Below are 25356 nucleotides of genomic sequence, written 5' to 3' on the forward strand. Positions count from 1 at the left end.
CTGTGGGGCCTTCCCTTTTTTTGTTGTGGGGGGGTTGTGGCGGGTTGGGGGTGTTGGCTGGGGGTGGCTGTGCTGTGGGCGCGTCCGGGGTGTGGGTGGGGGCGGGTGGGTGCTCCGGCCGGCTTGAGACCGTGCCCGAGACCACCGCGCCCGGGGAGGCCGGAGGCCTCTGCCGCCAGAGCGCAACTGTCACGGCCGGCCGGAGCAGCCGCCCGTCCCTGCCCGCACTGTTGAGGCACCAGACCCCGGCCACCCCACCACAAAACCCGGTCAACCCGGCCACCCCACCACATCACCCCCAACCCCAGACACCCACCCACCGAACCCACCCGACGACCAAACTCGGCCACCCACCCACTCCCACCAACCGTCGATACGTGAAATAGGTCGATCTGAAAGCTGTAGGCCGGGGCGGAAAGTCGGGGGATCACGGTGGTTGTCGCTACCACCGGCTGCACTATCGGTGGGTGGGACGGGATTATCGAGTCGGCTTACGTACTGCCTCCGGCGCGTTAGGCTGGAAGGACCGGGCCGCCCACCACGGGTGGCCTTCGTCGCGTCAGGTAGAGAGCGAGAAGCTACGACGACGCGAACGTGGTCTGAGTGGCCACGATCACAACTGGTCTTCCTGGAAAGCCGCCGGTATCGGACTTCTCCCCTACACAGAGCACCGGGAAGAGCCCAGAACCCGCGAACAGGAACTCGGATGCAGAGCCGTACGCGGTGAGCGAGCAACAGAGGATAGAAGTGAACAGAGAAGACGGGCGTGACGGCGCGGGCCGTGGCGAGAACGAACGCCCAGACAACCGCGAAGAGGGCAGGTACCGAGCCGGAGACGCCGGTGCCTTCCGCGGAAGTGGTCGCGCTGGTGGAGGAAGCAGGGGCGAGGGAGGCGGCCGCTACGGTGAGCGGCGGCACGGATCCGCACAGGACTTCGGCGACCGTGGCAACCGTGGTGAGCGCGGTGACCGAGGCGATCGTCCGTTCCGGCACGACAGAGGCGGCCCACGTGACCGGGATTCTCGCTTCGGAGGCGGGTATGGCTCGCGAAACCGCGATGAACGAGGCGGTCAGGGCTATGGTGAGCGCGGTTCGTTCCGCCCCGGCAACGATTACCGCGACCGCGACCGCGACCGCGCCCGCGACCAGGACCGCGACCGCGGCCGAGACCACGATCGGGATCGGGATTGGAACGATCGTGGACCTCGGGCCTCTCGCCCCGATTCCCGCGGTGGCTTCGGCGGAGGCCGCTACCAGGGCGACCGCCGCAGGGAAGGCGGATTCGACGATCGTCGTGACCGTGGGCCCTGGAACCGGGGCGACGCGGCCGAGGGGGTGAGCGGCGGCCGCCGCTCGTACGGTGATCGGGATTCCGCGCGTGGCGGTTACGGTCGCGACCGGAACGACCGGAACGACCGGAACGACCGAGATGACCGTGGTGGCAGAGGTGACCGTGGTGATCGGGGTGGCAGGCCGTTCCGGCCTGGCGATCGCGATGACCGCGGGCGTAGGGACGCCCGGTCCGGTTCTCCTGGTGGCAGGCAGGGAGGCCGGCGCGAAGACTCCGGCAGAGACGGCCGGGGTTATCGCGATCGTGAGTGGGATCGCGACCGGCCAGCGGAGCGTCGAGGCGGCGGTGGATTCGGGGGCCGGTACGGCGTCCGTGACCACGACCGTGACCGCGATCGTGACCGTGATGAGCGTGGTGGTCGTCCGTACGAGGGCCGCTATGACCGGGACGACGCGGGTCGTCGCCCGTTCCGTGAGCGCCGTTCCGAGTCGGAGGGCCGCCACGAGACGGCCGGTGGGCGTTCCGAGCGTCCGCAACGCACCTATGGAGACCGGGACTCCTACCGCGATCGGGACAGTCGGCCGTCGGGTGATCGGGGTGGGGCCCGCGGGAGATACGGCTTCCGTGATCGTGACGAGCGGACCGGTCGAGATGCCGGTTCTTTCCGGGATCGCGGGGAAAGGCGGCCTGGGCGGGGCCAGGGCGACCGGCCCTTCGGCGGGCGTGACCGTGATCGTGACCGTGACAGGCCTTCCGGCGATCGGTCGCGTCCTTTCAGCCGTGACGACAGAGATCGGCCACGTCCTTTCAGCCGGGATGACCGAGGCGCCGGCAGGTCCGAGCACCGTGAGGCGCTGCCCGAGTTGGAAGCCGACATCACGCCGGAGGAGCTCGACCGGGAGGCGCGGGCGGAGTTGCGCTCACTGCCGAACGACCTGGCCGATCTGGTGGCCAGTCATCTTGTCGCGGTGACGCGTGCGCTGAGCGCGGACGATCCCGAGCGGGCTTATGAGCATGCGAAGGTGGCCCGGCGCTTCGCCACCAGGATCGGCGTGGTCCGGGAGGTCAGCGGCATTGCCGCCTACCGGGCGGGGCAGTACGCCGAGGCGCTCAATGACCTCCGGGCGGCGCGCAGGCTGACGGGGACCGATGAGTACCTGCCGGTGATGGCGGACTGCGAACGTGGACTCGGCCGTCCGGAGCGGGCGCTCGATCTGATCCGTTCGCAGGAGGCGGAGCGGCTGGATCGGGCGGGCAGGATCGAGCTCGCGATCGTCGAGTCCGGGGTCCGGCGTGATCTCGGCCAGCACGACGCGGCGGTCGTCACGCTTCAGCGTGTGCCCGAGCTGCGCGACCCGCAGCCGAAGCCATGGTCGGCGCGGCTGGCCTTCGCGTACGCGGATGCGTTGGCGGAGGCCGGGCACGAGGCTGCGGCGGTCGACTGGTTCGCGCGGACGATGGCCTTCGACGAGGACGGCGAGACCGATGCCGCCGAACGCTACGCCGAGCTGACCGGCACCGCGATCGAGGACCTCGAAGAGGACTTCGACGAGGGCCTCGAGCCGGAAGTGGATCTGGACGTCCTGGTGGGAATGGTCGGCGGACCGGCCACGGCGGATGCGGACATCGAAGCCGAGCCGGCCGACCAGGACCCCGGGCACCGGACTGGTACGGCGGCCGCCGCATCGGCGGACGATCTCGTCGCGGAAACCGACGATGTCGTGGCGGCGGGGGCGGAGCGCACCCGCCCGGCCGGAGCCGCCACCGATCCGGCCGCCGCCGCTACTGCCGACGCCGACGCCGACGCCGCGGGGGCCGCCGCCACCGATGCCGTCACCAAGGCCGTCACCAAGGCCGCGGCAGACGGCGCCGTCGAGTCCGTGGAGAAGAACGAGCCCAGGCAGGACGCCTCCGCGTTCGGCCCCGCGTTCATCGAGCCCGACTTCGGTGACGTGCTCGACGACATCGAGGAGCCGGACGACCTCAAGGAGCCGGACGTCGACGAGAAGAGGCCCGCTCCGGGTGACGTGCTCGACGACTCCGCGGGGCGGGGCAAGCCGCGGGAGTGATCGCATGACGTGCGGCAGGGCGGCGCTCGCGACGATTCACGTCGTCGGGTGCCGCCCTGCGGCCGTACCGTATCTCTGGGGGATCACGCGTCCGGTATGCGGTCCAGCCAGTGCAGGATGCCGGCGACGTTGGACGGTGCTCCGCTGAGCAGTTCGAACTGCTCGGCGGTCGGGTCGTCGGTCCGCAGCGCCGTGTAACGCTCGCGGGTCCGGTCGCGGACCATGGCGACGGCGTGGTCGAGGTCGAGGCCTTCCGTCCGGGCCTGCCGGGTGAGGTCCACCCACACCCGGAGTTCCTCCGCCGAGCGCTCCAGAATCTCGGTCACCTCGTCCACCGGTCCGTAATGGCTGAACAGCAGCCGCTGCGGTCCCAGCGCCTGGAACAGGGCGATCGAGTCGAGCGCCACGTCCAGGTCGAAGTCCGGCGGCGGGGTGGCGGGCCGCAGATCACCGGTCTCCGGCAGGTAGACGCCTGCCGCGTCACCGACGTACAGGTCGCCGGTCAGGGAGTCGAGCAGGCCGACGTGGTGCTTGGCGTGGCCGGGGGAGTAGTGGCTCGACAGGGTGCGGCCGTTGCCCAGGTCGATGCTGCCGGTGTCTCCCAGCGCCCGGATCCGCGCGGCGTCGGTGGGTGCGAGCGCGCCGAACAGCACGTCGAGTTTGTCCCCCCACACCATCTTGGCGCTGGACATCAGCCGCGACGGGTCGGCGAGGTGCCGGGCGCCCTTCTCGTGCACCACGATCTCGGCCGAGGGGTAGTAGTCGGCGATGTCGCCCACCCCGCCCGCGTGGTCGAGGTGGATGTGCGTGACCACGACGGTGGCCAGGTCGCCGGGGCCGACCCCGAGAGAGGACAGCGCGTCCCTGACGATGGGCGCCGAGGTCGACGTGCCGGTCTCGACCAGGCAGGGACGGTCACCCAGGATCAGGTATCCGGCCGTGATGCCTGAATAGCCCGCCATGCGAGTGTCGATCTCGTAGACGTCGCCGCCGAGCGGTCTCACGTTGTCCATGTCCACCCCATAATCCACAGAACGGCATTCGGCGCCCTGGGAAGCCAGCCTAACCAGCGAGAGTGATCCCGGAAAGGAAGGGGATCGCATGCATCGCAACGAGGTGGTGCTGGTCGGCAGGTTGTCGATGGAGCCGGTCCATCGGGACCTGCCGAGCGGCAGCGTGCTCACACAGTGGCGTCTGGCCGTCCGCAGGCCCGCCGGCCACGCCGGCCACCAGCGCTCCGACGCGGTCGAATGCGCCACGTTCGACGACCGTGTGCGCGACATGCTCGACGGGTGGCGTCTCGACGACGTCGTCGAGGTCGAGGGCGCGCTGCGCCGCCGCTGGTGGCGGGGCGGCAGCCGCTACGAGGTCGAGGTCCGTACGGCCCGCCGCGTCGAGGACGGGTGAGCCGGCGACGGGCCGGGTACGGCGATCAGTCCGTCGCGAACATGCGCAGGACCAGGCCGGTGCGCGGCTTGGGGCCGAACGAGGTGGACTTGCGCGGCACCCGTTCACCGTGGGCCGCCACCTCCAGCACGTCGTCGGTCGCCAGGGGGTTGAGCACCACGGCCGTTCCGCCCATGCCGCGTGCGAGCCGTACGGCGGCCTGCGCGTCGTGGTGCACGACCAGCACCGTCTGCTCGGTGTCGTCGATGCCCCAGACCTTCGGCAGCAGGAACATGGTGAGGACGGAGGTGTCGAGCGACTTCCACCGGGCCGAGTGCTCGGCCGGCATGGCGTGGTTGACCTGCAGCGGGTCGGGGTCGGTCAGCAGGTGCGGCGGTCCCTCCCCGGCCAGCACGAACGCCGGTCCCGAGGCCGTGGCTAGCCCGGCCAGGGCGTCTTCGAGCGAGGTGAACTCGTGGACCTGCCCCGCGCCCTTGGCCCGGGTCACCGCCTCCTCCAGGGACAGTCCGGGGATGACCCGGTGGATCGGCTTGAGCTCGGGCGGGTAGGCGGTCGAATCCACCAGGTAGGCGAGCCCGTGGTCCCACGGTCCCGGGCCCGGGTGGTCCTTGCGCAGCGCCTCGTAGGTGGCGTAACGGTGGTGGCCGTCGGCGATGAGCGCCTGCCGGTCCCGCAGGTCCTCGGCGACCGCGGCGATCTCGACGGGATCGGTGACCGCCCACAGCCTGTGGTGCACGCCGTCGCGGGTCCGCACGTCGACCAGGGGGAAGTGCTGGGTCGCCACGTCGTCGACCAGACGGGAGGCCGTGCCGCCGCCTTCGTAGACCAGGAAGATCGGCTCCAGGTTCGCCTGCGTGGCCCGCATCAGAGCCAGGCGGTCGGCGACCGGTCCGGGCATCACGTTCTCGTGTGGCAGCACCGACCTCGATCCGACGCCCACCGCGCCGATCAGGCCGCGCTGCAGGAAGCCGACCCCGCTCTGCTCGTACACGTACAGCCCGGGCAGGTCGTCCACGGTCAGCACGCCGGTGTCGAGCCACTCGAGCAGCTCGTCCCGCGCCTCCCCATAATGGCTGATGCCGGGAAGGATCAGCCGTACCACGTTGTTCGGATGACGGCCGAGCAGTTCCCGGGCGTCGTCCGGAGAGACGAGATCGTACGGCGGGGAGGTGACGGCGGCCAGATCGTCCACCGCGTAGCGCACGCCGCGGAACGGACGTAGCACCAGTCCCGCCCGTTCAGAAATCTCCATATCGGGCATGTTGCCATAAGGCCCGGACGACCGAACGCGGCGGTGCCCGGATATCGAGTGAGTAAGACCACAGGAGGCCATACCCAATGACCCAGGGAAGAAACGGGGCGTCGGAGTTCTCCGATCGCGGTGCCCCGTCCGGAGACGTCTACGAGTGGTTCACGCGGGGGACGAAACTCCTGCGAGAGGGTAGCCCCGCCGCGGCGGCCGCGCTGCTCGAGCGGGCCGCGCAGGCGGAGCCGGAGTCGCGCAGCATCCGCGAGGCGCTCGCCCGGGCCCAGTTCAACTCCCGCCGCTACACCGAGGCCGCCGGCACCTTCCAGTGGATCGTCGACGCGAATCCCGCGGAGGACTACGCCTACTACGGCCTGGGCATGGCCCGGTGGCGTACCGGTGACGTGGAGGGCGCACAGGAACCGCTCGCCGTGGCCGCGGCGATGCGGCCCGACCTGCGCCACTACGTCTCGGCGCTGAAGCAGGTCCGCGCGACGCTCCGGGCGAGGCAGGCATGACCGCATTCACGAGCGGCCCGCGGAACGGTCCCACGAGCGGCATGGAGAACGACGAGGGGGAGCGGCCGCGCGGGCCGGCGCTGGTAGACGCCTACGACACGCTCCTGCTCGATCTCGACGGCGTGGTCTATCTCGGCAGGCATGCCGTCAAGGGCGCCCCCGAGGCGCTGACGGCTGCCCGTGATCTCGGGGTGCGGCTCGCCTTCGTGACCAACAACGCCTCCAGGACGCCGGGCGCGATCGCACAGCACCTGCGGCATCTCGGGGTCCCCGCGACGCAGGAGGACGTCGTGACGTCCGCGCAGGCGGCCGCCCGGCTGGTGGCCGAGCGGGTTCCCCCGGGTTCGGCCGTGCTGGTCGTCGGCGGCATGGGCCTGCGCCTGGCCGTACGATCACACGGTCTGCGGCCGGTGACCACGGCCCGGGACGCACCGGCCGCCGTGGTCCAGGGCATGTGGGAAGGCGTGTCGTACGGCCTGCTGTCGGAGGGCGCACTGGCGGTACGGCAGGGCGCGTGGTTCGTGGCGGCCAACGCCGACACCACGATGCCCACCGGCCGGGGCCAACTGCCGGGCAACGGCTCGATGTCCCGGGTGATCGCCACGGCGACCGGCGTCGAGCCCGTGGTGGCCGGTAAACCCGAGCCGCCGCTGCACCGCGAGTCGGTGATCCGTACCGGATCGCGGCGCCCGCTGGTCGTCGGGGACCGGCTCGACACCGACATCGAGGGAGCCAACCGGGCCGGGGTGGACAGCCTGCTCGTGCTGACGGGGGTGGCCGGACCGCTCGACGTGCTCACCGCGGGCCCGCGCCATCGCCCCACGCACATCTGCGCCGACCTGTCCGGCCTGCACGAGCCCGCGCCTACGGTACGGCGGAGCGGCGCGGGCTGGAGCTGCCGCGGCTGGGAGGCCTCGTGGGAGGACGGACGGCTGGTGGTCGCCGCTCCTGGCGAGGGCCGGGGGGATCGTGTGGACGGGCTGCGCGCGGCCTGCGCGGCCGCATGGGCGATGGCCGGGGACGGCCGGGCCGACGAGGACGCCGTCAAGCCCGTTCTGTCCGCCATCGGCACCTGACCCAGCCCGTGATCTTGCAGTTTCTCGCATGCCATCCCCCTGAGCTGCGTGAATCACTCCCGTGATCGTGCAGATACTCGCAGTTGGGCCGTCCGACCCGCATGGATGCATTTGCTGATCTTGCACTTGTGAATGCAAGACCAAGAATGGTGTTTTCGCTGGTCAAGGCATATGTCTGCGAGAAACTGCAAGATCACGGAGGGTGAAGTCCCTGCTCTTGGCTCGACGTGCGAGCATTCGCAAGATCACGGTGTGGGGGAGTTGGGGGGGCGGGGTCAGAGGAGTTTGCGGAGGCGGAGCAGGTCGCCGAGGCTGGCGTCGATCTTGACACGCCCGCCGAGGAGGGCGCGGGCCATGTCGAGTTCGCCGTTCACCATGGAGATCAGGTCCGTGCTGCTGAGGGTGAGCTTCACCTCCGCCGGCCGGCCGTCCTCCGGCGGGACCTCCTTGAACGGGTCGAGTCCCTCCGGGTGGATCCGGCCGTAGAAGGTGACGTCGAGGTCGGAGATCCGGCAGGCCAGCCTGCGCTCCACCACGTGTTTGGCTCGGTCCTTCTCGCTTATCTCGGCGAACTGCTCGATGAGCTTTTCCAGCGCCGCCCGACATTCCTCGACGGTCGCCATGCGCTGTCCTTTCTCTTCACGGACCTTCAGAGGGCCTTCCCCGGACACGAGTGTCCGCTACCACCGACGGTAGCTTTCCACGTGAGCCTTGTGCGAAATCAAGGAAGCATCGCAGAGGAGATGGGGCTCCAATATGTGGCGGGAGACGGCGCGATCCTCGCCCGCGTCCGATAGCGTCGAGGCGAACCAGTGGAAGGGCGGCGGATATCGCGACGCCGGACCCGGCGTGCCTCGCCCGTCCGCTTCGTGGAGGGGATCGATGACCGAGATCGGCGGTGCGGGGCCGGAGCGCCCTCCGCTCGCTGGCGGCGTGGATGCGGTGATGTCGCCCATCGACCGGCTCGGCGACACGCCGGTGGCCGGACACGTCGCGATCTTCGAAGAGGTGCTCACCGGCCTCGAGGCCGTGCTCGCGTCGGTGGACGACCCGGCTCCCGGCTCGGCGCCGGACGCGACAGCGGACGTGCGGCCGTGACCAAGCGGATGAGGCTGGACAGCGAGCTCGTACGCCGCGGGCTCGCCAGATCACGCGAGCAGGCGGCCGGCCTCATCAGAGCCGGCCGGGTCTCGGTGGCCGGGCGCCCGGCCGGCAAGCCCGCGACGCAGGTCGACACCGCCACCGCCATCGTGGTCGCGGAGATCCCCGAGGGGCCGGACTACGTGTCGCGGGGCGCCCACAAGCTCCTCGGCGCGCTGGAGGCGTTCGAGGGGCTCACGGTGGCGGGCCGGCGGTGCCTGGACGCGGGTGCGTCCACCGGCGGCTTCACCGACGTGCTGCTCAGGCACGGCGCGGCCCACGTGCTCGCCGTCGACGTCGGGTACGGCCAGCTCGCCTGGTCCCTGCGCACCGACGAGCGGGTGACGGTGATGGAACGGGTGAACGTCCGCGACCTGACCCCGGACATGGTGGGGGAGCCCCCGACGCTGATCGTGGGCGACCTGTCGTTCATCTCGCTGCGCCTGGTCCTGCCCGCCCTGGCGGCCTGCGCCGCGGAGACGGCGGAGTTCGCCCTGCTGGTCAAACCGCAGTTCGAGGTGGGCAGGGAGCGGGTCGGGCCGGGCGGCGTGGTCCGCGATCCGCTGCTGCGGGCCGAGGCGGTCGCCGATGTCGCGGCGGCGGCCCGGTCGCTGGGGCTGACCGTGAAGGGCGTCACGGCGAGCCCCCTGCCAGGACCATCCGGGAACGTGGAATATCTCCTGTGGCTTGGGAAGGGATCGGAGCACGAGCCGGTCCCCGATCTGACGGCGGCCATCGAGCGGGCGGTGGCGGAGGGACCTCGGTGAGCGACGCGTGAACACCAAGCTGGCGGTGAACACCAAGCGGACGGTCCTCGTCACGGCGCACACCGGCCGGCCGGCCGCGGTCGAGAGCGCCCGGCTGGTCACCGACCGGCTGATCGACGCGGAGCTGAGCGTGCGGGTGCTCGACTGCGAGGCGGACGAGATCGGCTGCGCCGGCGCCGAGGTGGTCCCGGATGGTCCCGCCGCGCTCGACGAGGCCGAGTTGATCATCGTGCTGGGCGGCGACGGCACCCTGCTGCGCGCCGCCGAGCTGGCCCGTCCCGTGGGCGTGCCGCTGCTCGGCGTCAACCTCGGGCACGTGGGCTTCCTCGCCGAGGCGGAGGTGGAGGACCTCGCCGCCGCGGTCGACCGCGTCGTGGAGGGCCGCTACGACGTCGAGGAGCGGATGACCGTCGACGTCATCGCCCGGCTCAACGGCTCAGTCATCGCCGAGACATGGGCGCTCAACGAGGCGTCGGTCGAGAAGGTGGACCGCATGCTGGAGGTCGTGGCCGAGATCGACGGGCGGCCGCTGTCGCGGTGGGGCTGCGACGGGGTGATCTGCGCGACGCCGACCGGTTCGACGGCCTACGCCTTCTCCGCCGGCGGCCCCGTGGTCTGGCCGGAGGTGGAGGCGCTGCTGCTGGTGCCCAACAGCGCGCACGCGCTGTTCGCCCGGCCGATGGTGGTCTCGCCGCGTTCCACGCTCGCGGTCGAGATCGTCCCCGGCACCGGCCCGGGGGTTCTGTGGTGCGACGGCCGCCGCCGCTTCGACATTCCGCCCGCGGCCCGGGTGGAGGTCCGCCGGTCGGCCGTGCCCGTACGGCTCGCGCGCCTGCTCGGCGTGGAGACCACGGGCGCGCCGTTCACCGACCGTCTGGTCGCCAAGTTCGAGTTGCCGGTGGAGGGCTGGCGGGGCCGTGCCCGTCCACACTGACCGCGCTCTCATCGAAAATCTTGACGCATAGCGCGTAGGATCTCGTGGGCACTTAGGGAGACGACTCAGTACGGTCGGCGAATCGGGAGGGACCAGTGCGGCCAAGGGTCGAGGAGGTCCGCATCCAGGGGCTCGGCGTGATCGACGAGGCTGTCCTGGAGCTGTCACCGGGGTTCACCGTCGTCACCGGGGAGACGGGCGCGGGCAAGACGATGGTGGTGACGGGGCTCGGCCTGCTGTTCGGCGGCAGGGCCGACCCGGCGAGGGTCCGGCCCGGGGCCGACCGGGCCACGATCGAGGGGACGCTCGTCGTCGAGCCGGACGGCCGGGTGGCCCGGCAGGTCGCGGACGTCGGCGGCGAGGTCGAGGACGGCACGCTCATCATCTCCAGGACCGTGTCGTCCGAGGGCCGCTCCCGAGCCTGGCTGGGCGGCCGCTCGGTTCCGGTGGGGACCCTCACGTTCATCGCCGACGACCTGGTCGCCGTGCACGGTCAGATGGACCAGCAGCGGCTGCTCCAGCCGGGCCGCCAGCGCGCGGCCCTCGACCGTTACGCGGGCGACGAGCTCGTCAAGCCGCTGCGCGCCTACGAGCAGGCCTACAGGCGCCACAGGCAGGTCGGGGAGCTGCTCGGCGAGCTGACCGCCAGGGCCAGGGAACGGGCCCAGGAGGCCGACGTGCTGCGGTTCGGCCTGACGGAGATCGAGAAGGCCGAGCCGAGGGAAGGGGAGGACGTCGAGCTGAGGGAGGAGGCCGATCGGCTCTCCCACGCGGACGCGTTGCGCACCGCGGCCGTCACCGCCCACGGCGCTCTTCTCGGCGATCCGATGTCCGGCGAGCAGGGCGTGTACGACGCGGTGTCGCTGGTGGGCCAGGCCCGTTCGGCGGTCGAGGCGGTCCGGGCCTTCGACCCCGTGCTCGCCGGCCTCGCCGACCGGCTGGCCGAGGCGGGCTACCTGCTCTCGGACATCGCGACCGAGCTGGCCGCCTACGCCGAGTCCGTCGAGGCCGACCCCGCGCGGCTGGCCGCCGTACAGGAGCGCAGGTCGCTGCTGACCGGGCTGACCCGCAAGTACGGCGAGGACGCGTCGGCGGTGCTGGCCTGGGCCCGGCAGGCCGCCGCCAGGCTCGCCGAGCTCGACGGGGACGACGAGCGGATCGACGAGCTGAAGCGGGAGCACACGGCGCTCACCGAACGGCTCGGCGAGCTGGCCGCCGAGCTCACGGCCATCCGCGGCGGCGCGGCGGAGCGCTTCGGCGCCGCGGTGACCGAGGAACTGGCCGCGCTGGCCATGCCGCACGCCCGGGTGAGCGTGGCGATCACCGAGAGCGGCGGGTTCGGCCCGCACGGGGTGGACGAGGTGGAGATCCGCCTGGCTCCACATCCGGGGGCGCCCGCGCTGCCGCTGACCAAGGGAGCGTCGGGGGGTGAGCTGAGCCGCGTCATGCTCGCCATCGAGGTGGTCTTCGCCGGCGCCGACCCGGTGCCGACGTTCGTCTTCGACGAGGTCGACGCGGGCGTCGGCGGCAAGGCCGCCGTCGAGATCGGCAGACGGCTGGCCAAGCTGGCCAGGACCGCCCAGGTCATCGTGGTCACGCACCTGCCGCAGGTCGCGGCCTTCGCCGACCAGCACCTCGTGGTGGAGAAGGCGGGGGACGGCCGGGTGGTGCGCAGCGGCGTCGTGGCGCTCGACCCGGAGGGCCGCGCGCGGGAACTGTCGCGGATGCTCGCCGGGCTGGAGGACTCCGAGCTCGGCCGGGCGCACGCCGCGGAGCTGCTGTCCATCGCCGCCGCCGACAAGGCGGTATGGGAGAAGGCCGCCGGCGGCCGACAGAATTCTTAACAACTTGTGGCGAAAATGACACGCTCCGGGGTGAGCCGCCATGCCCACCGCCGTCATCTGGCAGGATGGTTGATGATGAAGGTCCCGAGCTTGAACGTTCCGGGCCTCCGCCGCAGGAAGGCAGACGGCCTTCCCGGGGTGACGGCAGTGGCGAGAATCGACAGGCGGACCAAGAGGCTGACCAAGCGCCTCCAGGCCGGCGAGATCGCGATCATCGACCACGTCGACATCGACCGGGTCAGCGGGGAGGCGCTCGCGGCATGCGCTCCGGCAGCCGTGATCAACATCGCGGCGAGCATCAGCGGGCGCTACCCCAACATGGGGCCGCGGATCCTCGTGGAGGCCGACATCCCGCTGGTCGACAACGCCTCTCCCGAACTGCTGGAGCGGGTCGCGGAGGGCGAGGTCATCCGCCTGCACGACGGGATGGTCTACCTCGGCGACGAGCTGGTCGGCAAGGGCCAGGAGCAGACCGCCGAGACGATCGACGCCGCGATGACCGAGGCCAGGGCCGGCCTCGCGGTGCAGATCGAGGCGTTCGCGGCCAACACCATGGAGTACGTCAGACGCGAGCGCGACCTGCTCATCGACGGTGTGGGCGTCCCCGATGTCCGTACGGTCATGGAGGACCGGCACGTCCTCATCGTGGTGCGGGGCTACCACTACCGGGAGGACATCGCGACGCTGCGGCCGTACATCAGGGAGTACCGCCCGGTTCTGATCGGCGTCGACGGGGGCGCCGACGCGCTGCTCGACGCGGGCTATCTGCCCGATATGATCATCGGGGACTTCGACTCGGTCTCGGAGAAGGCGCTGTGCTGCGGCGCGGAACTGGTCGTCCACGCCTATTCCGACGGCCGGGCCCCCGGCCTGGAGCGCGTGCACCGGCTGGGGCAGAACGCCGTCCTTTTCCCCGCCACCGGTACGAGTGAGGACATCGCGATGCTGCTCGCCGACGACAAGGGCGCCTCGCTCATCGTCGCGGTCGGCACGCACTGGACCCTCGACGAGTTCCTCGACAAGGGGAGATCCGGCATGGCGAGCACGTTCCTCACCCGGTTGCGGGTGGGCAGCAAGCTCGTCGACGCCAAGGGCGTCAGCAGGCTCTACCGGAGCCGGATCTCCACCTCCTCGCTGCTGCTGCTGGTCGCCACGACATTGGTCACCATCGGCGTCGTACTGTCGGTCTCGCCGATCGGGCAGGTGTGGCTGAACGCACTGCGGGTCGCCTGGAACGGCTTCGTCTTCTGGTTGGTCGGACTCTTCTCGTGATCGATTTCCGCTATCACCTCGTCTCCATCGTGGCCATCTTCCTGGCGCTCACGGTCGGGATCGTGCTGGGCAGCACGGTTCTCGAGCCCACGTTCTACAAATCCACGGAGGAGCTGACCGCGACGCTGCGGCAGAACAACGAGAAATACCTCGCGCAGATCTCGGATCTGCAGGCTCGGGAGGAGGGCAACGACGCGCTCGTCACCGCGCACACCGAGGAACTCGTCCGCGCCGCGCTCGCCGGAGAGCACGTCGTGCTCGTCGAGGCCCCGGGTGCTCCGGCCGCCCTGCGCGACCCCCTCCAGCAGCTCCTCGCCGACGCCGGAGCCGTCTTCACCGGCCGGATCAGCCTGACCGACAAGTTCACCGCCAAGGACCAGACGGGTGTCGTCGACGGCCTGGCCACCTCGCTCACCGCCCCGGGCGCCGGCTTCCCCGAGGGCGCAACGCCGTACGACAAGGCGGCGGCGCTGCTCGCGGGCGCGATCGTGACCACCGACCCGGCCGAGGCGGGGCAGCCCAACCCGGCGGCGGCCGGCGTGCTGGAGGCGTTCGAGAAGGGCGACTTCCTGATCAAGAGCGGAAACCCCGCGCAGCGGGCCACGCTGGCGATCGTGCTCGCGCCGGCTCAGCCGTACGAGGGCGAGAGCGCCGAACAGGAGACGGCGGCCATCGTCTCGGTGGCCGCGGGGCTCGACGCCGCCGCCCTGGGCACGGTGCTCGCCGGAGATGTGAGCGCCTCCGGCGCGGGCGGCGTGATCGCGGCGCTGCACGACAACGGAGAGGCCGCGTCGAACGTGTCGACGGTCGACACTGCCGATCTCGCCGCGGGCCGGGTCGTGGTGGTCTACGCTCTGCGGGAGCAACTCGTCGGCCGGTCCGGGGCGTACGGCATCGGCCCCGGCGTCGCGGCGTTCGAGCCCGCCCCCGGCTCAGGCCCCGCCGGCGGCGAGACTCCGGCCGCCAGCCCGAGTCCCGGTCCGGAGCCGAGCCCGGCGGGCACGCGCGGTTGACCAGGTAGCGGGCGTGTCCCCGTAACGACCCGTGACAACCCCTGAGAAGAGGAAGAAGTCGTGGCGAACCGTTCCTCATCGGGCGCCCGCGCAGGCGGCGCCGCGGGTGCGGTGCTGGGCGCGGCCGCCGGCGCCGCGCTGGGCGCCGTGGCCGCCCGCATCGCCTATGCCGCCTTCAGACGGAGGCCGCCCCTGCCGGCGCGGCGTGACGAGAAGACCGCCGAGCGGTACTGGACCCGCACCAACCACCGCGGGGAGCCGGTCACCCTGCTCGAGGGGCCGGCCCTGGTGGCGGGCGCCGGCGCGGCGGTCGCGCTCGCTCCGGGGCTGCCGGGCCGCGTCCGGGCCGCCGCCCTGCTGGCCGGGACGGGCAGCGGGATCCTCGGCGCGTACGACGACGTGTTCGGCACGGCGACCACCAAGGGCTTCAAGGGACACCTGAGCGCGCTGAGGCGCGGCGAGGTCACGAGCGGCGCTGTGAAGATCATCGGCATCGGCGTCACCGGCCTGGCCGCGGCCGCTCTCTCCCCGGGCCGGACGGAGGTCGGCTGCCCCGCCGTGCGCACGCTCGACACGCTCGCCGACGGCGCACTGATCGCGGGCAGCGCGAATCTGGCCAACCTGTTCGACCTGCGGCCGGGGCGGGCCGTCAAGGCCGGCCTGCTCGCCGGGGTCCCGCTGCTGGCCGCCTCGCTGACGTCGCGCCGCCGCGGCGCGGCCGTGCTCGCCGCCATCCCGCTGGGCGCGGCGGCGGCGCTGCTGCCCGAGGACCTGGGGGAGCGGGCCATGCTCGGCGACGCCGGGGCGAACGCGCTCGGCGCGCTGCTCGGCCTCGCCGCCACCGCCCGGCTCGGCCGGGCCGGACGGCTCACGGCCCTCGGCGCTGTCGCCGCCCTGACGCTCGCCTCGGAGAAGATCAGCTTCACCAAGGTGATCGCGGGCAACCGGGTGCTGAACCGCCTCGACATGCTGGGCCGCCGTCCCGTCGAGAGCTGATGGCCGTACGCGCCGGCATGACCGGACGGGTGGGCAGGGGCATCGCCGGGGCGGCCGTCCTGATCGGCGCCATCACGATCCTCGCCCGCGTCACCGGCTTCGCCAAGCAGCTCGCGCTCGCCCGTGCCGTGGGCACCAACTGCCTGGGCACGGCCTACGCCACGGCCAACATGGTGCCGAACGTCGTGTTCGAGGTCGTGGCCGGCGGCGCGCTGGCCGGGATGGTGGTCCCGGTGCTCGCCGCGGTCGCGGCCCGCGAGACGGCCGAGGCGCGCGTGGAGGCGGGGCGGATCTCCTCGGCGCTGCTGACCTGGGTCGTGCTGCTGCTGGTCCCCGTCGGCGTGCTGACCGCGCTGGTGGCCGGGCCGGTCACCCGGCTGCTGGTCGGCGACCAGGTCGACAAGTGCGTGTCGGGCGAGGTGGTCGCCGTCGCCACCCGCATGCTGGTGGTCTTCGCCCCCCAGATCCCGTTGTACGGCGTGGCGGTCGTGCTCTACGGGGTGCTGCAGGCCCACCGCCGGTTCACCGGGCCGGCGCTCGCTCCGCTGGTGTCGAGCATCGTGGTCATCGGCGCCTACCTGGCCTTCGACCCGCTCAGCGGGGGCGACCGCGACCCGGCCACGGTGCCCGGCGTGGCGGAGTACGCCCTCTCGATCGGGACGACGCTGGGCGTGCTCTCCCTGGCCGTCACCGTGATCGGCCCCACCTCGCGGCTGGGTCTGCGGTGGCGGCCCACCCTCCGCTTTCCGGCCGGCGTGGCCGTACAGGTGCGCCGGCTGGCGCTGGCCGGGCTCAGCGCGCTGGTCGCCCAGCAGGCCGCGACCGCCGTCGTGATCCCGCTGGCCAACCGGGAGATCGGCAGCGGCGGGCTGCTCGTCTACACGTACGCGTGGGCCGTCTACCAGGTGCCGTACGCCGTGCTCGCGGTGCCGATCGCCACCAGCGCGTTCCCCGTGCTGTCCGCCCGGGCCGAGGACGGCGACCGGGTGGGTTTCGCCGCGCTGTCCGCTCAGGCCTCCCGCGCCATCGTGCTGATCTCCGGGCTGGCCGCCGGGGTGCTCGCCGCCGTCGCCGGGCCGGTCGCGTCCGTCTTCCTCGCGGGGACCGCCAGCGACATCCCGACGGCCGAGTTCGCCCGCGCGATCGCGCTGTTCGCGCCCGGGCTCGTGGGCTATGGACTGATCGCCCACCTGAGCCGCGTCCTGTACGCCTCCGGAGAGGGCAGGGCGGCGGCCCGGGGCATGGTGATCGGCTGGCTCGCCGTCCTCGTCGCCCAGGCGGTGTTCGTCGTGACCTTCCCCGGCGACTGGAAGCTGGGCGGTCTGGCCCTCGGTCAGGTGGCCGGCATGACGGTGGGCGGGGTGCTGCTCGCGGCATCGGTCCTGCGCGCGCGGGGCGCGGAGGCGCTGAAGGGGCTGCCCCGGGCGGTCGTCGCGGCCGCGGCGGGCGGCGGCTGCGCCTTCCTGGCGGGTTCTCAGGCGGTGGGCGGCGGGCCGTGGAGCGGGGTCGCCGGGGCGGTCTTCGCCTGCGTGGGCGGGGTCGTGGCCCTCGCGGCGGGCGCCCTGGCCGTGGCGGCGGTGGACCACAGGGACCTCGGCGCCGTGCTCGCGCGTTTCAAGCGGCGGGGAGACCGGGTGACCGCTCCGGCGGAGGGCGAGGAGGAGCCATGACAGAGCCCAGAAGGCGGATCCTGCTCGTGCTCGGGACGAGCGCGGGCGGCGTGGGCGCACACGTGCGCATGCTGGCGGCCGGACTGGCCGGGCGCGGCCACACGGTGATCGTCGCCGGGCCGCGCAGCACCGAGGAGGCGTTCGGCTTCACCGCCTCGGGCGCGCGGTTCGCCGAGGTGCCGATCGCCGACCGGCCGAATCCCCGACATGATCTCGCCTCCGCCGCCCGGTTGCGCGCCCTCGTCCGCGACGCGGACGCCGTACACGCGCACGGGCTGCGGGCGGGGGCCCTCACCGCCCTGGCCGGCATCGGGGCCGGGCGCCGTCCCCGGCTCGTGGTCACCCTTCACAACGCCGTCACCGCCGGCGGCGCCGTCGGCGCCGTCTACCGGGCCCTGGAGGTGATCGTCGCGCGGCGGGCCGACCACGTGCTCGTCGTCTCACCCGACCTCGGCGACCGCATGCGTTCTCGGGGGGCTCGGCGGGTGGAGGCCGCCGTCGTGCCGGCGCCGCCCCTGGCCGAGGCGACCAGGTCCGCCGACGAGGTCAGGGCGGAGCTCGCGCACCGGGTCGGCGGATCCGTGGCCGACCGGCCCATCCTTCTCACCGTCGCCAGGCTGGCCCAGCAGAAGGGGCTGGAGACGCTGCTCGACGCGGCGGCCGGGCCCTACCCCGGCGATCCGCTGTTCGTGGTCGCCGGTGAGGGTCCGCTCCGGCCGGAGCTCCAGGCACGGATCGACGCCGAGGGCCTGCCCGTGCTCCTGTACGGCTGGGCGGCCCCGGCGGATCTGCTCCAGGTGGCGGCGGCGGTGGTCGTGCCGAGCCGGTGGGAGGGGCAGCCGCTGAGCGTCCAGGAGGCGCTGCGGGCGGGCAGAGCGATCATCGCCACCCGGGTGGGCGGCATTCCGGACATGGTGCGGGACGCGGCGGTTCTGGTGCCCGTGGGCGACCCCGCCGCGCTGCGCGAGGCGATCGCCGGGCTCCTCGGCGACCCCGGGTCGGCCGCCCGTCTGGCCCGTGCGTCCGCCCGCCGCGGCCGGGAGCTGCCCGGTGAGGCCGAAGCGCTCCACTCCGTTCTGGAGGCTTACGGCCCAGGTCAGGGGTGGGCCGGTGAAGGGAGGACCGACTGGATTAGGTCAGAGTAACCCTGATCCCTATACTGAACGCGTTGGGGGGGAGTATCCCTTCGCGACAGTTCCGTCATCACGGCGTATGCGCCCGGGGCTGTCGGTCCGCGCGCTGCGGGCGGGAGAGACCTCCGGCAGTGTGTTCAGCGCGCGCCGGAGGTTGAGTGTTGTGAGTGTCCCGCTGTGGGTTTGGGCCGCCGTCATCGTCGGACTGCTGGTCGTGGTCGCGGTCGACCTATGGATCGTCGATCGCGGCGAACCACGGGAGTTCTCCGTACGGCAGGCCGGAATCTGGGTGGGTTTCTATGTCTTCCTGGCCGTACTGTTCGGAATCGGCTTAACGGTCTGGGGCGGGGCACAGGCCGGGGGAGAGTTCTTCGCCGGCTACGTCACCGAGTACAGCCTCAGCGTCGACAACCTGTTCATCTTCTATCTGATCATGTCGCGGTTCGCGGTGCCGCGGCCGTACCAGCACAAGGTGCTGCTGGTGGGCATCATGCTCGCGCTCGTCATGCGCGGGATCTTCATCGCGATCGGCGCGGTGGCGCTCGCCAAGTTCAGCTGGCTGTTCTACGTTTTCGGGATCTACCTCGTCTGGACGGCGTACACCCTCGTCCGCGACCACAACAAGGTGGACGAGGAGGTCAAGGAGAACGCCCTCCTGCGCTGGGCGCGCCGCGTCTTCCCGACCACGCCCGGTTTCGTCGGCGCCCGCGTCACCGTGCGAGTGGACGGCAAGCGGATGGTCACCCCGATGCTCATCGTGATGATCGCGATCGGCAGCACCGACCTGATGTTCGCGCTCGACTCGATCCCGGCGATCTTCGGGCTGACCGAGGACGCCTTCATCGTCTTCTCCGCCAACGCCTTCGCCCTGATGGGGCTGCGCCAGCTCTACTTCCTGCTGGGCGGTCTGCTGCAGCGGCTGGTCTATCTCAGCTACGGTCTCGCATTCATCCTCGGGTTCATCGGAATCAAGCTCATCCTGGAAGCGTTGCACGGAAGCGGGGTCCCCTGGGCGCCAGAGGTCCCCATCTGGGTGTCATTGACGGTGATCGGGGTCACGATGTCCGTGACGACCGTCGCGAGCCTGATCAAGGCGAGGAAGGGCAAGGCGGTCGCTCCCGCGGAAGCGCCGCAAGGGTAGGGGAATGTATTTAACGGACATCCCCGAGCAAAACGGGCAACGACGATGTTTTGCTTCTCTCGTTGTGCCATGCGATGACGGCCGGATCGGTACTATCGCTCGTTAACCCGCAGACCGGTCCATGTCGTGAAAAGAGTTCAAAGGTTCCCTGTGTCCAACGAATCGTTGCCCAGCTCCCGGGGTCGAGTCCGGCTCGCGCGAGGGGTGTCCCCCTGGCTCGCGCCGACCGCCGCGGCCGCGGCCGCCACCACCCTGCTCACCCGCAGGTCGCCCAAATGGGCCCTGGCGGCCGTACCGCTCACCGCGCTCACCGGCGGGATGCTGTGGTTCTTCCGCGATCCTGAACGCGTGCCGGGGGTGGGGCGGCTCATCTCGCCCGCCGACGGCGTCGTGCAGAGCATCGACCCCTGGCCCGACGGCCGCACCAGGGTGGCGATCTTCATGAGCCCGCTGAACGTCCACGTCAACCGGGCGCCCGCCGCCGGCGCCGTCACCTCCGTCGAGCACGTTCCCGGCGGATTCGTCCCGGCCTTCAACAAGGACAGCGACAAGAACGAGCGGGTGGTCTGGCACTTCGACACCGCGCTCGGCGACCTCGAGATCGTGCAGATCGCGGGGGCCGTCGCCCGCCGCATCGTGCCGTACCTCGCGGCCGGCGCGAAGGTGGCCCAGGGCGAGCGCATCGGGCTGATCCGCTTCGGCTCCCGGGTGGACGTCTATCTTCCCGAGGGAGTGACGCCCGCGGTCACCGTCGGGCAGAAGACCACGGCGGGGGTGACACGCCTTGACCACACCTGATCTCGGCGCCGGCGCGAACTGGCCGGTGGAGGGGCTGACCGACGAGGCGGCGGCCGACGAACCGCGGGGTCCCGTAGGCAAGGCATTCCGCCTGTCGGCGGCCGACTCCCTCTCGCTCGGCAACGCGCTCAGCGGTTTCCTCGCGGTATGCGTGCTCGCCTGGTCGGCGATAAGCGATCTGATGCAGTCCAGCGGCAAGTTCGAGCCCGACCCCCGGTTCTTCGGCACCGCCGTGGTCCTGCTGCTCATCGGGGCGACCTGCGACCTGTTCGACGGCCTCGTCGCCCGGAGGTTCCGCGCCTCCGCCATGGGCGCCGAGCTGGACAACCTCGCCGACGTGATCAGCTTCGGGTTCGCGCCCGCGTTCATGGTGGTGATCTGGGCGGGCTTCTCCGGCCGTCTCCCGCTGTGGCTCGTGCTGTGCGCGGCCGCCTCCGTCCTGCTCGCCGGTGTCGTACGGCTGGCCAGGTTCGCCTGCGTCAAGACGAAGAGCGGCGACTTCATGGGGCTGCCGATCCCCATGGGCGCGATGACGGTGGTCTCGATCGTGCTGCTCTTCCAGCCCAGCTACTTCACGATCGCGGGCATCGTCGCGGTGGCCTGGCTGATGGTCAGCCGGATCGAATACCCCAAGCCGAAGGGCAATCTCGCGGCCGTCGTCCTCGGCTGGATGATGATCAATGTGGCGTGCCTGACGATCTGGGCGTCGGGCCTGGACGGCGGCGACCGGCTGATCACGGTGGGCGCGACCATGCAGATCGCGATCGTCTCCGCCATTCCGCTGCGGGTCCTGATGTTCAAACAGCAGCAGCGCAGGGAACGACGCTCGGAGAACGCGGGCTGACTGAAGCCGTCACACGGACAGGGGCCCCGGCCAATCAGCCATGAGGGCCCCTTTTCCATGGGTCCCGGCAGCACATCCATATGATCGTCTAGCCCGATGGAGCCCTGGTCGCCATGCCTCGCGAGCACACCCTGACGTACTTCCTCGGCAAGCTGGCGCGGGAACTGGAACTCCGCGGGCTGGAGGCGTCGTTGCGCCCCGATCCGCCGTCGCTGAAGGTCCGCGACCCGGACGCGGCGATCTTCAGCGAGACGGTCGACTGCGTGGCGATGTCCGACGGCTGCTTCTACCGCTGGTCCTGGGGCGACGTGGTCGAGAGCGCGGACGAGCCGGCCGCCGCCGCCGACCGGATCGTCCGGGTCTTCACGACCGGCGATCCCCGCCCCCATCCCGGCCTGGAGGGCGTCTGAGCGCCGCCCTCCGGCCGGGTGCGGCTCACCAGCCGCGTGCCTTCCACTCCGCCAGGTGCGGCCGCTCCGCCCCGAGCGTCGTGTCCTTGCCGTGGCCGGGGTAGACCCACGTCTCGTCGGGCAGCCGGTCGAACAGCCGCTCCACCACGTCCGTGTAGAGCCGCTCGAACCTCGCCGGGTCCTTGTCGGTGTTGCCGACGCCCCCGGGGAAGAGCGAGTCGCCGGTGAACAGGTGCCCCGGGTAGTGCAGCGCGATCGAGCCGGGCGTGTGGCCGCGCAGATGGATGACCTCCAGGGTGATCACCCCGACGGTCACCCGGTCCCCGTGCTCGACCTCCTGGGTGACCCGTACGGGCAGCTCTGGCGCGTCGAGCGGGTGGGCCACGATCTGGGCGCCGGTGGCCCCGGCCACCTCCTCCAGCGCCATCCAGTGGTCCATGTGCCGGTGGGTGGTCACGATGGAGCTGATCGGGTGGTCGCCGATGAGCCCGAGCAGCCGGTCGGGCTCGGCCGCGGCGTCGATCAGCAGGCCGTCACCCGTGTCCGTGCACCGCAGCAGGTAGGCGTTGTTGCCGAAGTCGCCCACCTCGATCTTCGAGATGGTCAGCGCGGGCAGCTCCCGCACGTCCGCCGGCCCGTTCTTGACGACGTCGCCCGTGTAGGTCATCTCTCTCCCCTTCGTCCTTCCGTACGGCTCACGCTAGCGCGGTGAAGCCGACAGTGGCGGGGCCGGTCATCGCGCCGGGAGGAGGCTCCGATCCGGCGGGTTTTCGCATGCGGTCCTCGCTCCCTCATCCCCGGAAAGGGGACGAGGGTTCGCCGGGACGCATACCCTGGACTGAGAGGTCGCCGGAAATTGTCGGTGGCGCCGGATAGCCTCCCCGGGCACCTCTGTTGACTTCTTCGACCTATCGGGACCGCCGTGGCTGACCGCCTGATCGTGCGTGGCGCACGTGAGCACAACTTGAAGGACGTCTCGCTGGACCTGCCGCGAGACGCTCTGATCGTCTTCACCGGGCTTTCCGGATCCGGAAAGTCCAGCCTGGCCTTCGACACCATCTTCGCCGAGGGCCAGCGCCGCTATGTCGAGTCGCTGTCCGCCTACGCCCGGCAGTTCCTGGGCCAGATGGACAAGCCCGACGTCGACTTCATCGAGGGGCTGTCCCCGGCCGTGTCGATCGACCAGAAGTCGACCAGCCGCAACCCCCGTTCGACCGTCGGCACCATCACCGAGGTCTACGACTACCTGCGCCTGCTCTGGGCGCGCATCGGCAAGCCACACTGCCCGCGATGCGAGCGGCCGATCGCCAGGCAGACGCCGCAGCAGATCGTCGACCGGGTGCTGGAGCTGCCCGAGGGCACCCGATTCCAGGTGCTCGCGCCGGTCGTGCGGGGCCGCAAGGGAGAGTACGGCGAGCTGTTCCGCGAGCTGCAGACCAAGGGTTACGCGCGCGCCCGGGTCGACGGCACGGTGGTCAGGCTGGAGGAGCCGCCGACGCTCAAGAAGTACGAGAAGCACGACATCGAGGTGATCGTCGACCGGCTCGCCGTCAAGGACGGCGCGCGGCGGCGGCTGACCGACTCGGTGGAGACCGCACTGCGCCTGTCCGGCGGCACGATCACCCTCGACTTCGTCGACCTGCCCGAGAGCGACCCCAACCGGGAGCGGTTCTACTCCGAGCACCTCTACTGCCCCTACGACGACCTGTCGTTCGAGGAGCTGGAGCCCCGGTCGTTCTCGTTCAACTCGCCGTTCGGCGCCTGCCCCGAGTGCACCGGCCTCGGCACCCGCATGGAGGTCGATCCCGAGCTGGTCGTCCCCGACCCGGAGCGGACCCTCGGCGACGGAGCCGTCACCCCCTGGTCGAACGGCCACACCAGCGACTACTTCGTCCGGCTGCTCGAAGGGCTCGGCAACATGCTGGGCTTCGACCTGGACACCCCGTGGGAGCGGCTGCCCAAGAAGGCGCAGAAGTCGATCCTGCACGGCCACGACGAGCAGGTCCACATCCGCTACACCAACCGGTTCGGCAGGCAGCGGTCCTACTACACGACGTTCGAGGGCGTCATCCCCTGGGTGCAGCGCAGGCACGCCGAGTCGGAGAGCGACACGGGCCGGGAGCGGTTCGAGGGCTACATGCGCGAGATCCCCTGCCCGGCCTGCCGGGGCCGCCGCCTCAAGCCGGTGTCCCTGGCCGTCACCATCGGCGACGCCTCGATCGCCGAGGTCGCCGCGATGTCGATCGGCGAGTGCGCCGCGTTCCTGTCGGGGCTGACGCTGTCCGAGCGCGACCGGCACATCGCCGAGCGGGTGGTCAAGGAGATCAACGCCCGGCTCGGCTTCCTGCTGGACGTCGGCCTCGACTACCTCACGCTGGACCGCGCAGCCGGGACGCTCGCGGGCGGCGAGGCGCAGCGGATCCGGCTGGCCACCCAGATCGGCTCCGGCCTGGTCGGCGTGCTGTACGTCCTGGACGAGCCGTCGATCGGCCTGCACCAGCGCGACAACCACCGGCTGCTGGAGACGCTGATCCGGCTGCGCGACATGGGCAACACGCTGATCGTGGTCGAGCACGACGAGGACACCATCGCGGCCGCCGACTGGGTGGTGGACATCGGCCCTGGCGCGGGCGAGCACGGCGGCCAGGTCGTCGTCTCCGGCACCGTCCCGGAGCTGCTGGCCTGCGAGCAGTCGCTCACCGGGGCCTACCTTTCCGGCCGCAGGGCGATCGCCGTACCGGCGCAGCGGCGCAAGCGGGACAGGAAGCGGCAGCTCGTCGTGAAGGGCGCCCGCGAGAACAACCTGACCGGCGTCGACGTGGAGTTTCCGCTGGGCGTCTTCACGGCCGTGACCGGTGTGTCGGGGTCGGGCAAGTCCACGCTGGTCAACGACATCCTCTACGCCGCGCTGGCCAAGGAGCTGCACGGCGCGCGCACCGTGCCCGGCCGGCACTCGCGGGTGACCGGCACGGACCTGCTCGACAAGGTGGTGCACGTCGACCAGTCGCCCATCGGGCGTACGCCCAGGTCCAACCCGGCGACCTACACCGGCGTCTTCGACCACGTGCGCAAGCTGTTCGCCTCGACGACGGAGGCGAAGGTACGCGGCTACCTGCCCGGGCGGTTCAGCTTCAACGTCAAGGGCGGCCGGTGCGAGGCCTGCTCCGGCGACGGCACCATCAAGATCGAGATGAACTTTCTGCCGGACGTCTACGTCCCCTGCGAGGTCTGCCACGGAGCGCGGTACAACCGCGAGACCCTGGAGGTCCACTACAAGGGCAAGACCATCTCCGAGGTCCTCGACATGCCGATCGAGGAGGCGCTGGAGTTCTTCGACTCGATCCCGGCGATCCGCCGCCACCTGCAGACGCTCAACGACGTCGGCCTCGGCTACGTACGGCTCGGCCAGCCCGCCACCACGCTGTCCGGCGGCGAGGCCCAGCGGGTCAAACTCGCCTCGGAGCTGCAGCGGCGGTCCACGGGTCGTACGGTCTACGTGCTGGACGAGCCGACGACAGGCCTGCACTTCGAGGACATCCGCCGGCTGCTCGGCGTGCTCAACCGGCTAGTGGACAACGGCAACACGGTCATCGTCATCGAGCACAACCTAGACGTGATCAAGACGGCAGACTGGATCATCGACATGGGCCCCGAAGGCGGGTCGCGCGGCGGCCGGGTCGTCGCCACCGGCACGCCCGAGGAGATCGCCGGGGTCGAGGAGAGCCACACCGGGATGTTCCTCAGGAAGATCCTTGAGATTTGAACCTTCCTGCCGCGGGGGGTGTAG

Annotated in this window: 23 protein-coding genes; 19 read left to right on the forward strand and 4 right to left on the reverse strand. The window is 71.3% G+C overall.

The window, feature by feature from the left end; genetic code table 11:
- Positions 1–766: 766 nt before the first annotated feature.
- Together AP234_RS37515 and AP234_RS32910 are read left to right on the forward strand one after the other, a co-directional pair.
- Complete coding sequence (locus AP234_RS37515; RefSeq protein WP_160330533.1) at positions 767–1339, forward strand: hypothetical protein; 573 nt, start codon at positions 767–769, stop codon at positions 1337–1339.
- 815 nt (positions 1340–2154) lie between these two features.
- Positions 2155–3360: a hypothetical protein gene (locus AP234_RS32910; RefSeq protein ID WP_063843191.1), complete on the forward strand. Its 1206-nt coding sequence runs from the start codon at positions 2155–2157 to the stop codon at positions 3358–3360.
- Between the two features lie 83 nt (positions 3361–3443).
- Here AP234_RS32910 and AP234_RS32915 read toward each other — a convergent pair whose 3' ends face one another.
- On the reverse strand, positions 3444–4373 hold the full coding sequence (locus AP234_RS32915; RefSeq protein WP_055483690.1) for an MBL fold metallo-hydrolase: 930 nt from the start codon (positions 4371–4373) through the stop codon (positions 3444–3446).
- Positions 4374–4461: 88 nt separating this feature from the next.
- Here AP234_RS32915 and AP234_RS32920 point away from each other — a divergent pair, with 88 nt between their 5' ends.
- Positions 4462–4767: a single-stranded DNA-binding protein gene (locus AP234_RS32920; protein WP_055483672.1), complete on the forward strand. Its 306-nt coding sequence runs from the start codon at positions 4462–4464 to the stop codon at positions 4765–4767.
- Positions 4768–4792: 25 nt separating this feature from the next.
- Here the strand turns inward: AP234_RS32920 and AP234_RS32925 are convergent, their stop codons facing one another.
- Complete coding sequence (locus AP234_RS32925) at positions 4793–6019, reverse strand: DUF1015 family protein (protein ID WP_200926834.1); 1227 nt, start codon at positions 6017–6019, stop codon at positions 4793–4795.
- An 86-nt stretch (positions 6020–6105) separates the two neighbouring features.
- Between AP234_RS32925 and AP234_RS32930 the strand changes: the two genes are divergently transcribed.
- Both AP234_RS32930 and AP234_RS32935 read left to right on the forward strand, forming a co-directional pair.
- A complete protein-coding gene (locus AP234_RS32930) occupies positions 6106–6531 on the forward strand; it encodes a tetratricopeptide repeat protein (protein ID WP_055483674.1) in 426 nt (141 codons plus the stop codon).
- A gap of 41 nt (positions 6532–6572) precedes the next feature.
- Positions 6573–7607, forward strand: coding sequence for an HAD-IIA family hydrolase (locus AP234_RS32935; protein ID WP_055483691.1), 1035 nt, complete (start codon positions 6573–6575; stop codon positions 7605–7607).
- A gap of 275 nt (positions 7608–7882) precedes the next feature.
- Here AP234_RS32935 and AP234_RS32940 read toward each other — a convergent pair whose 3' ends face one another.
- On the reverse strand, positions 7883–8230 hold the full coding sequence (locus AP234_RS32940; RefSeq protein ID WP_055483675.1) for an SCP2 sterol-binding domain-containing protein: 348 nt from the start codon (positions 8228–8230) through the stop codon (positions 7883–7885).
- Positions 8231–8489: 259 nt separating this feature from the next.
- Here AP234_RS32940 and AP234_RS32945 point away from each other — a divergent pair, with 259 nt between their 5' ends.
- The 13 genes from AP234_RS32945 to AP234_RS33005 all read left to right on the forward strand — a co-directional run bounded on the left by AP234_RS32945 (position 8490) and on the right by AP234_RS33005 (position 21569).
- The gene (locus tag AP234_RS32945) at positions 8490–8705 is read left to right on the forward strand and encodes a hypothetical protein (protein ID WP_055483676.1); all 216 of its coding nucleotides are present in this window, start codon (positions 8490–8492) and stop codon (positions 8703–8705) included.
- The gene (locus AP234_RS32950) at positions 8702–9514 is read left to right on the forward strand and encodes a TlyA family RNA methyltransferase (RefSeq protein ID WP_055483677.1); all 813 of its coding nucleotides are present in this window, start codon (positions 8702–8704) and stop codon (positions 9512–9514) included. Before AP234_RS32945 ends, AP234_RS32950 begins: the two co-directional genes overlap by 4 nt.
- 25 nt (positions 9515–9539) lie before the next feature.
- A complete protein-coding gene (locus tag AP234_RS32955; protein ID WP_055483692.1) occupies positions 9540–10448 on the forward strand; it encodes an NAD kinase in 909 nt (302 codons plus the stop codon).
- A 95-nt stretch (positions 10449–10543) separates the two neighbouring features.
- Entirely contained in the window at positions 10544–12292 is a 1749-nt protein-coding gene (recN, locus tag AP234_RS32960) for a DNA repair protein RecN (protein ID WP_055483678.1), read from the forward strand.
- 75 nt (positions 12293–12367) lie between these two features.
- Positions 12368–13564 carry a putative cytokinetic ring protein SteA gene (steA, locus tag AP234_RS32965; protein WP_055483693.1) on the forward strand — a complete coding sequence of 399 codons (1197 nt, stop codon included), beginning with the start codon at positions 12368–12370 and terminating at the stop codon, positions 13562–13564.
- Positions 13561–14577 carry a copper transporter gene (locus AP234_RS32970; protein ID WP_063843192.1) on the forward strand — a complete coding sequence of 339 codons (1017 nt, stop codon included), beginning with the start codon at positions 13561–13563 and terminating at the stop codon, positions 14575–14577. The genes steA and AP234_RS32970 overlap by 4 nt, the downstream gene beginning before the upstream one ends.
- Positions 14578–14637: 60 nt before the next feature.
- Positions 14638–15573, forward strand: a complete 936-nt coding sequence (locus tag AP234_RS32975) for a hypothetical protein (protein WP_063843193.1) — start codon at positions 14638–14640, stop codon at positions 15571–15573.
- A complete protein-coding gene (gene murJ, locus AP234_RS32980; protein WP_055483679.1) occupies positions 15573–17243 on the forward strand; it encodes a lipid II flippase MurJ in 1671 nt (556 codons plus the stop codon). The genes AP234_RS32975 and murJ overlap by 1 nt, the downstream gene beginning before the upstream one ends.
- On the forward strand, positions 17240–18388 hold the full coding sequence (locus AP234_RS32985) for a glycosyltransferase (RefSeq protein ID WP_055483680.1): 1149 nt from the start codon (positions 17240–17242) through the stop codon (positions 18386–18388). Before murJ ends, AP234_RS32985 begins: the two co-directional genes overlap by 4 nt.
- A 151-nt stretch (positions 18389–18539) precedes the next feature.
- Positions 18540–19517, forward strand: a complete 978-nt coding sequence (locus AP234_RS32990; protein WP_055483681.1) for a TerC family protein — start codon at positions 18540–18542, stop codon at positions 19515–19517.
- Between the two features lie 150 nt (positions 19518–19667).
- Positions 19668–20315 (forward strand): phosphatidylserine decarboxylase, encoded by a 648-nt coding sequence (locus AP234_RS32995; protein ID WP_083502653.1) that lies wholly within the window; start codon positions 19668–19670, stop codon positions 20313–20315.
- The gene (pssA, locus tag AP234_RS33000) at positions 20302–21159 is read left to right on the forward strand and encodes a CDP-diacylglycerol--serine O-phosphatidyltransferase (protein WP_055483683.1); all 858 of its coding nucleotides are present in this window, start codon (positions 20302–20304) and stop codon (positions 21157–21159) included. The genes AP234_RS32995 and pssA overlap by 14 nt, the downstream gene beginning before the upstream one ends.
- Before the next feature lie 113 nt (positions 21160–21272).
- Entirely contained in the window at positions 21273–21569 is a 297-nt protein-coding gene (locus AP234_RS33005; protein WP_055483684.1) for a hypothetical protein, read from the forward strand.
- Between the two features lie 25 nt (positions 21570–21594).
- On the opposite strand, the gene AP234_RS33010 is transcribed toward AP234_RS33005, so the two are convergent.
- Positions 21595–22236: an MBL fold metallo-hydrolase gene (locus AP234_RS33010; protein WP_055483685.1), complete on the reverse strand. Its 642-nt coding sequence runs from the start codon at positions 22234–22236 to the stop codon at positions 21595–21597.
- A 255-nt stretch (positions 22237–22491) separates the two neighbouring features.
- Here AP234_RS33010 and uvrA point away from each other — a divergent pair, with 255 nt between their 5' ends.
- A complete protein-coding gene (uvrA, locus tag AP234_RS33015) occupies positions 22492–25332 on the forward strand; it encodes an excinuclease ABC subunit UvrA (protein WP_055483686.1) in 2841 nt (946 codons plus the stop codon).
- Positions 25333–25356: the final 24 nt, after the last annotated feature.

Origin of the sequence: Sphaerimonospora mesophila (genome assembly GCF_001417795.1) — a bacterium.
Taxonomy (GTDB): domain Bacteria; phylum Actinomycetota; class Actinomycetes; order Streptosporangiales; family Streptosporangiaceae; genus Sphaerimonospora; species Sphaerimonospora mesophila.

Coding starts and splice junctions, on each gene's coding strand:
- AP234_RS32915 (WP_055483690.1), bottom strand. CDS start 4,373: ATGGACAACGTGAGACCGCTCGGCGGCGACGTCTACGAGATCGACACT.
- AP234_RS32920 (WP_055483672.1), top strand. CDS start 4,462: ATGCATCGCAACGAGGTGGTGCTGGTCGGCAGGTTGTCGATGGAGCCG.
- AP234_RS32925 (WP_200926834.1), bottom strand. CDS start 6,019: ATGGAGATTTCTGAACGGGCGGGACTGGTGCTACGTCCGTTCCGCGGC.
- AP234_RS32930 (WP_055483674.1), top strand. CDS start 6,106: ATGACCCAGGGAAGAAACGGGGCGTCGGAGTTCTCCGATCGCGGTGCC.
- AP234_RS32935 (WP_055483691.1), top strand. CDS start 6,573: ATGGAGAACGACGAGGGGGAGCGGCCGCGCGGGCCGGCGCTGGTAGAC.
- AP234_RS32940 (WP_055483675.1), bottom strand. CDS start 8,230: ATGGCGACCGTCGAGGAATGTCGGGCGGCGCTGGAAAAGCTCATCGAG.
- AP234_RS32945 (WP_055483676.1), top strand. CDS start 8,490: ATGACCGAGATCGGCGGTGCGGGGCCGGAGCGCCCTCCGCTCGCTGGC.
- steA (WP_055483693.1), top strand. CDS start 12,368: ATGAAGGTCCCGAGCTTGAACGTTCCGGGCCTCCGCCGCAGGAAGGCA.
- murJ (WP_055483679.1), top strand. CDS start 15,573: ATGGCCGTACGCGCCGGCATGACCGGACGGGTGGGCAGGGGCATCGCC.
- AP234_RS32985 (WP_055483680.1), top strand. CDS start 17,240: ATGACAGAGCCCAGAAGGCGGATCCTGCTCGTGCTCGGGACGAGCGCG.
- AP234_RS33005 (WP_055483684.1), top strand. CDS start 21,273: ATGCCTCGCGAGCACACCCTGACGTACTTCCTCGGCAAGCTGGCGCGG.
- AP234_RS33010 (WP_055483685.1), bottom strand. CDS start 22,236: ATGACCTACACGGGCGACGTCGTCAAGAACGGGCCGGCGGACGTGCGG.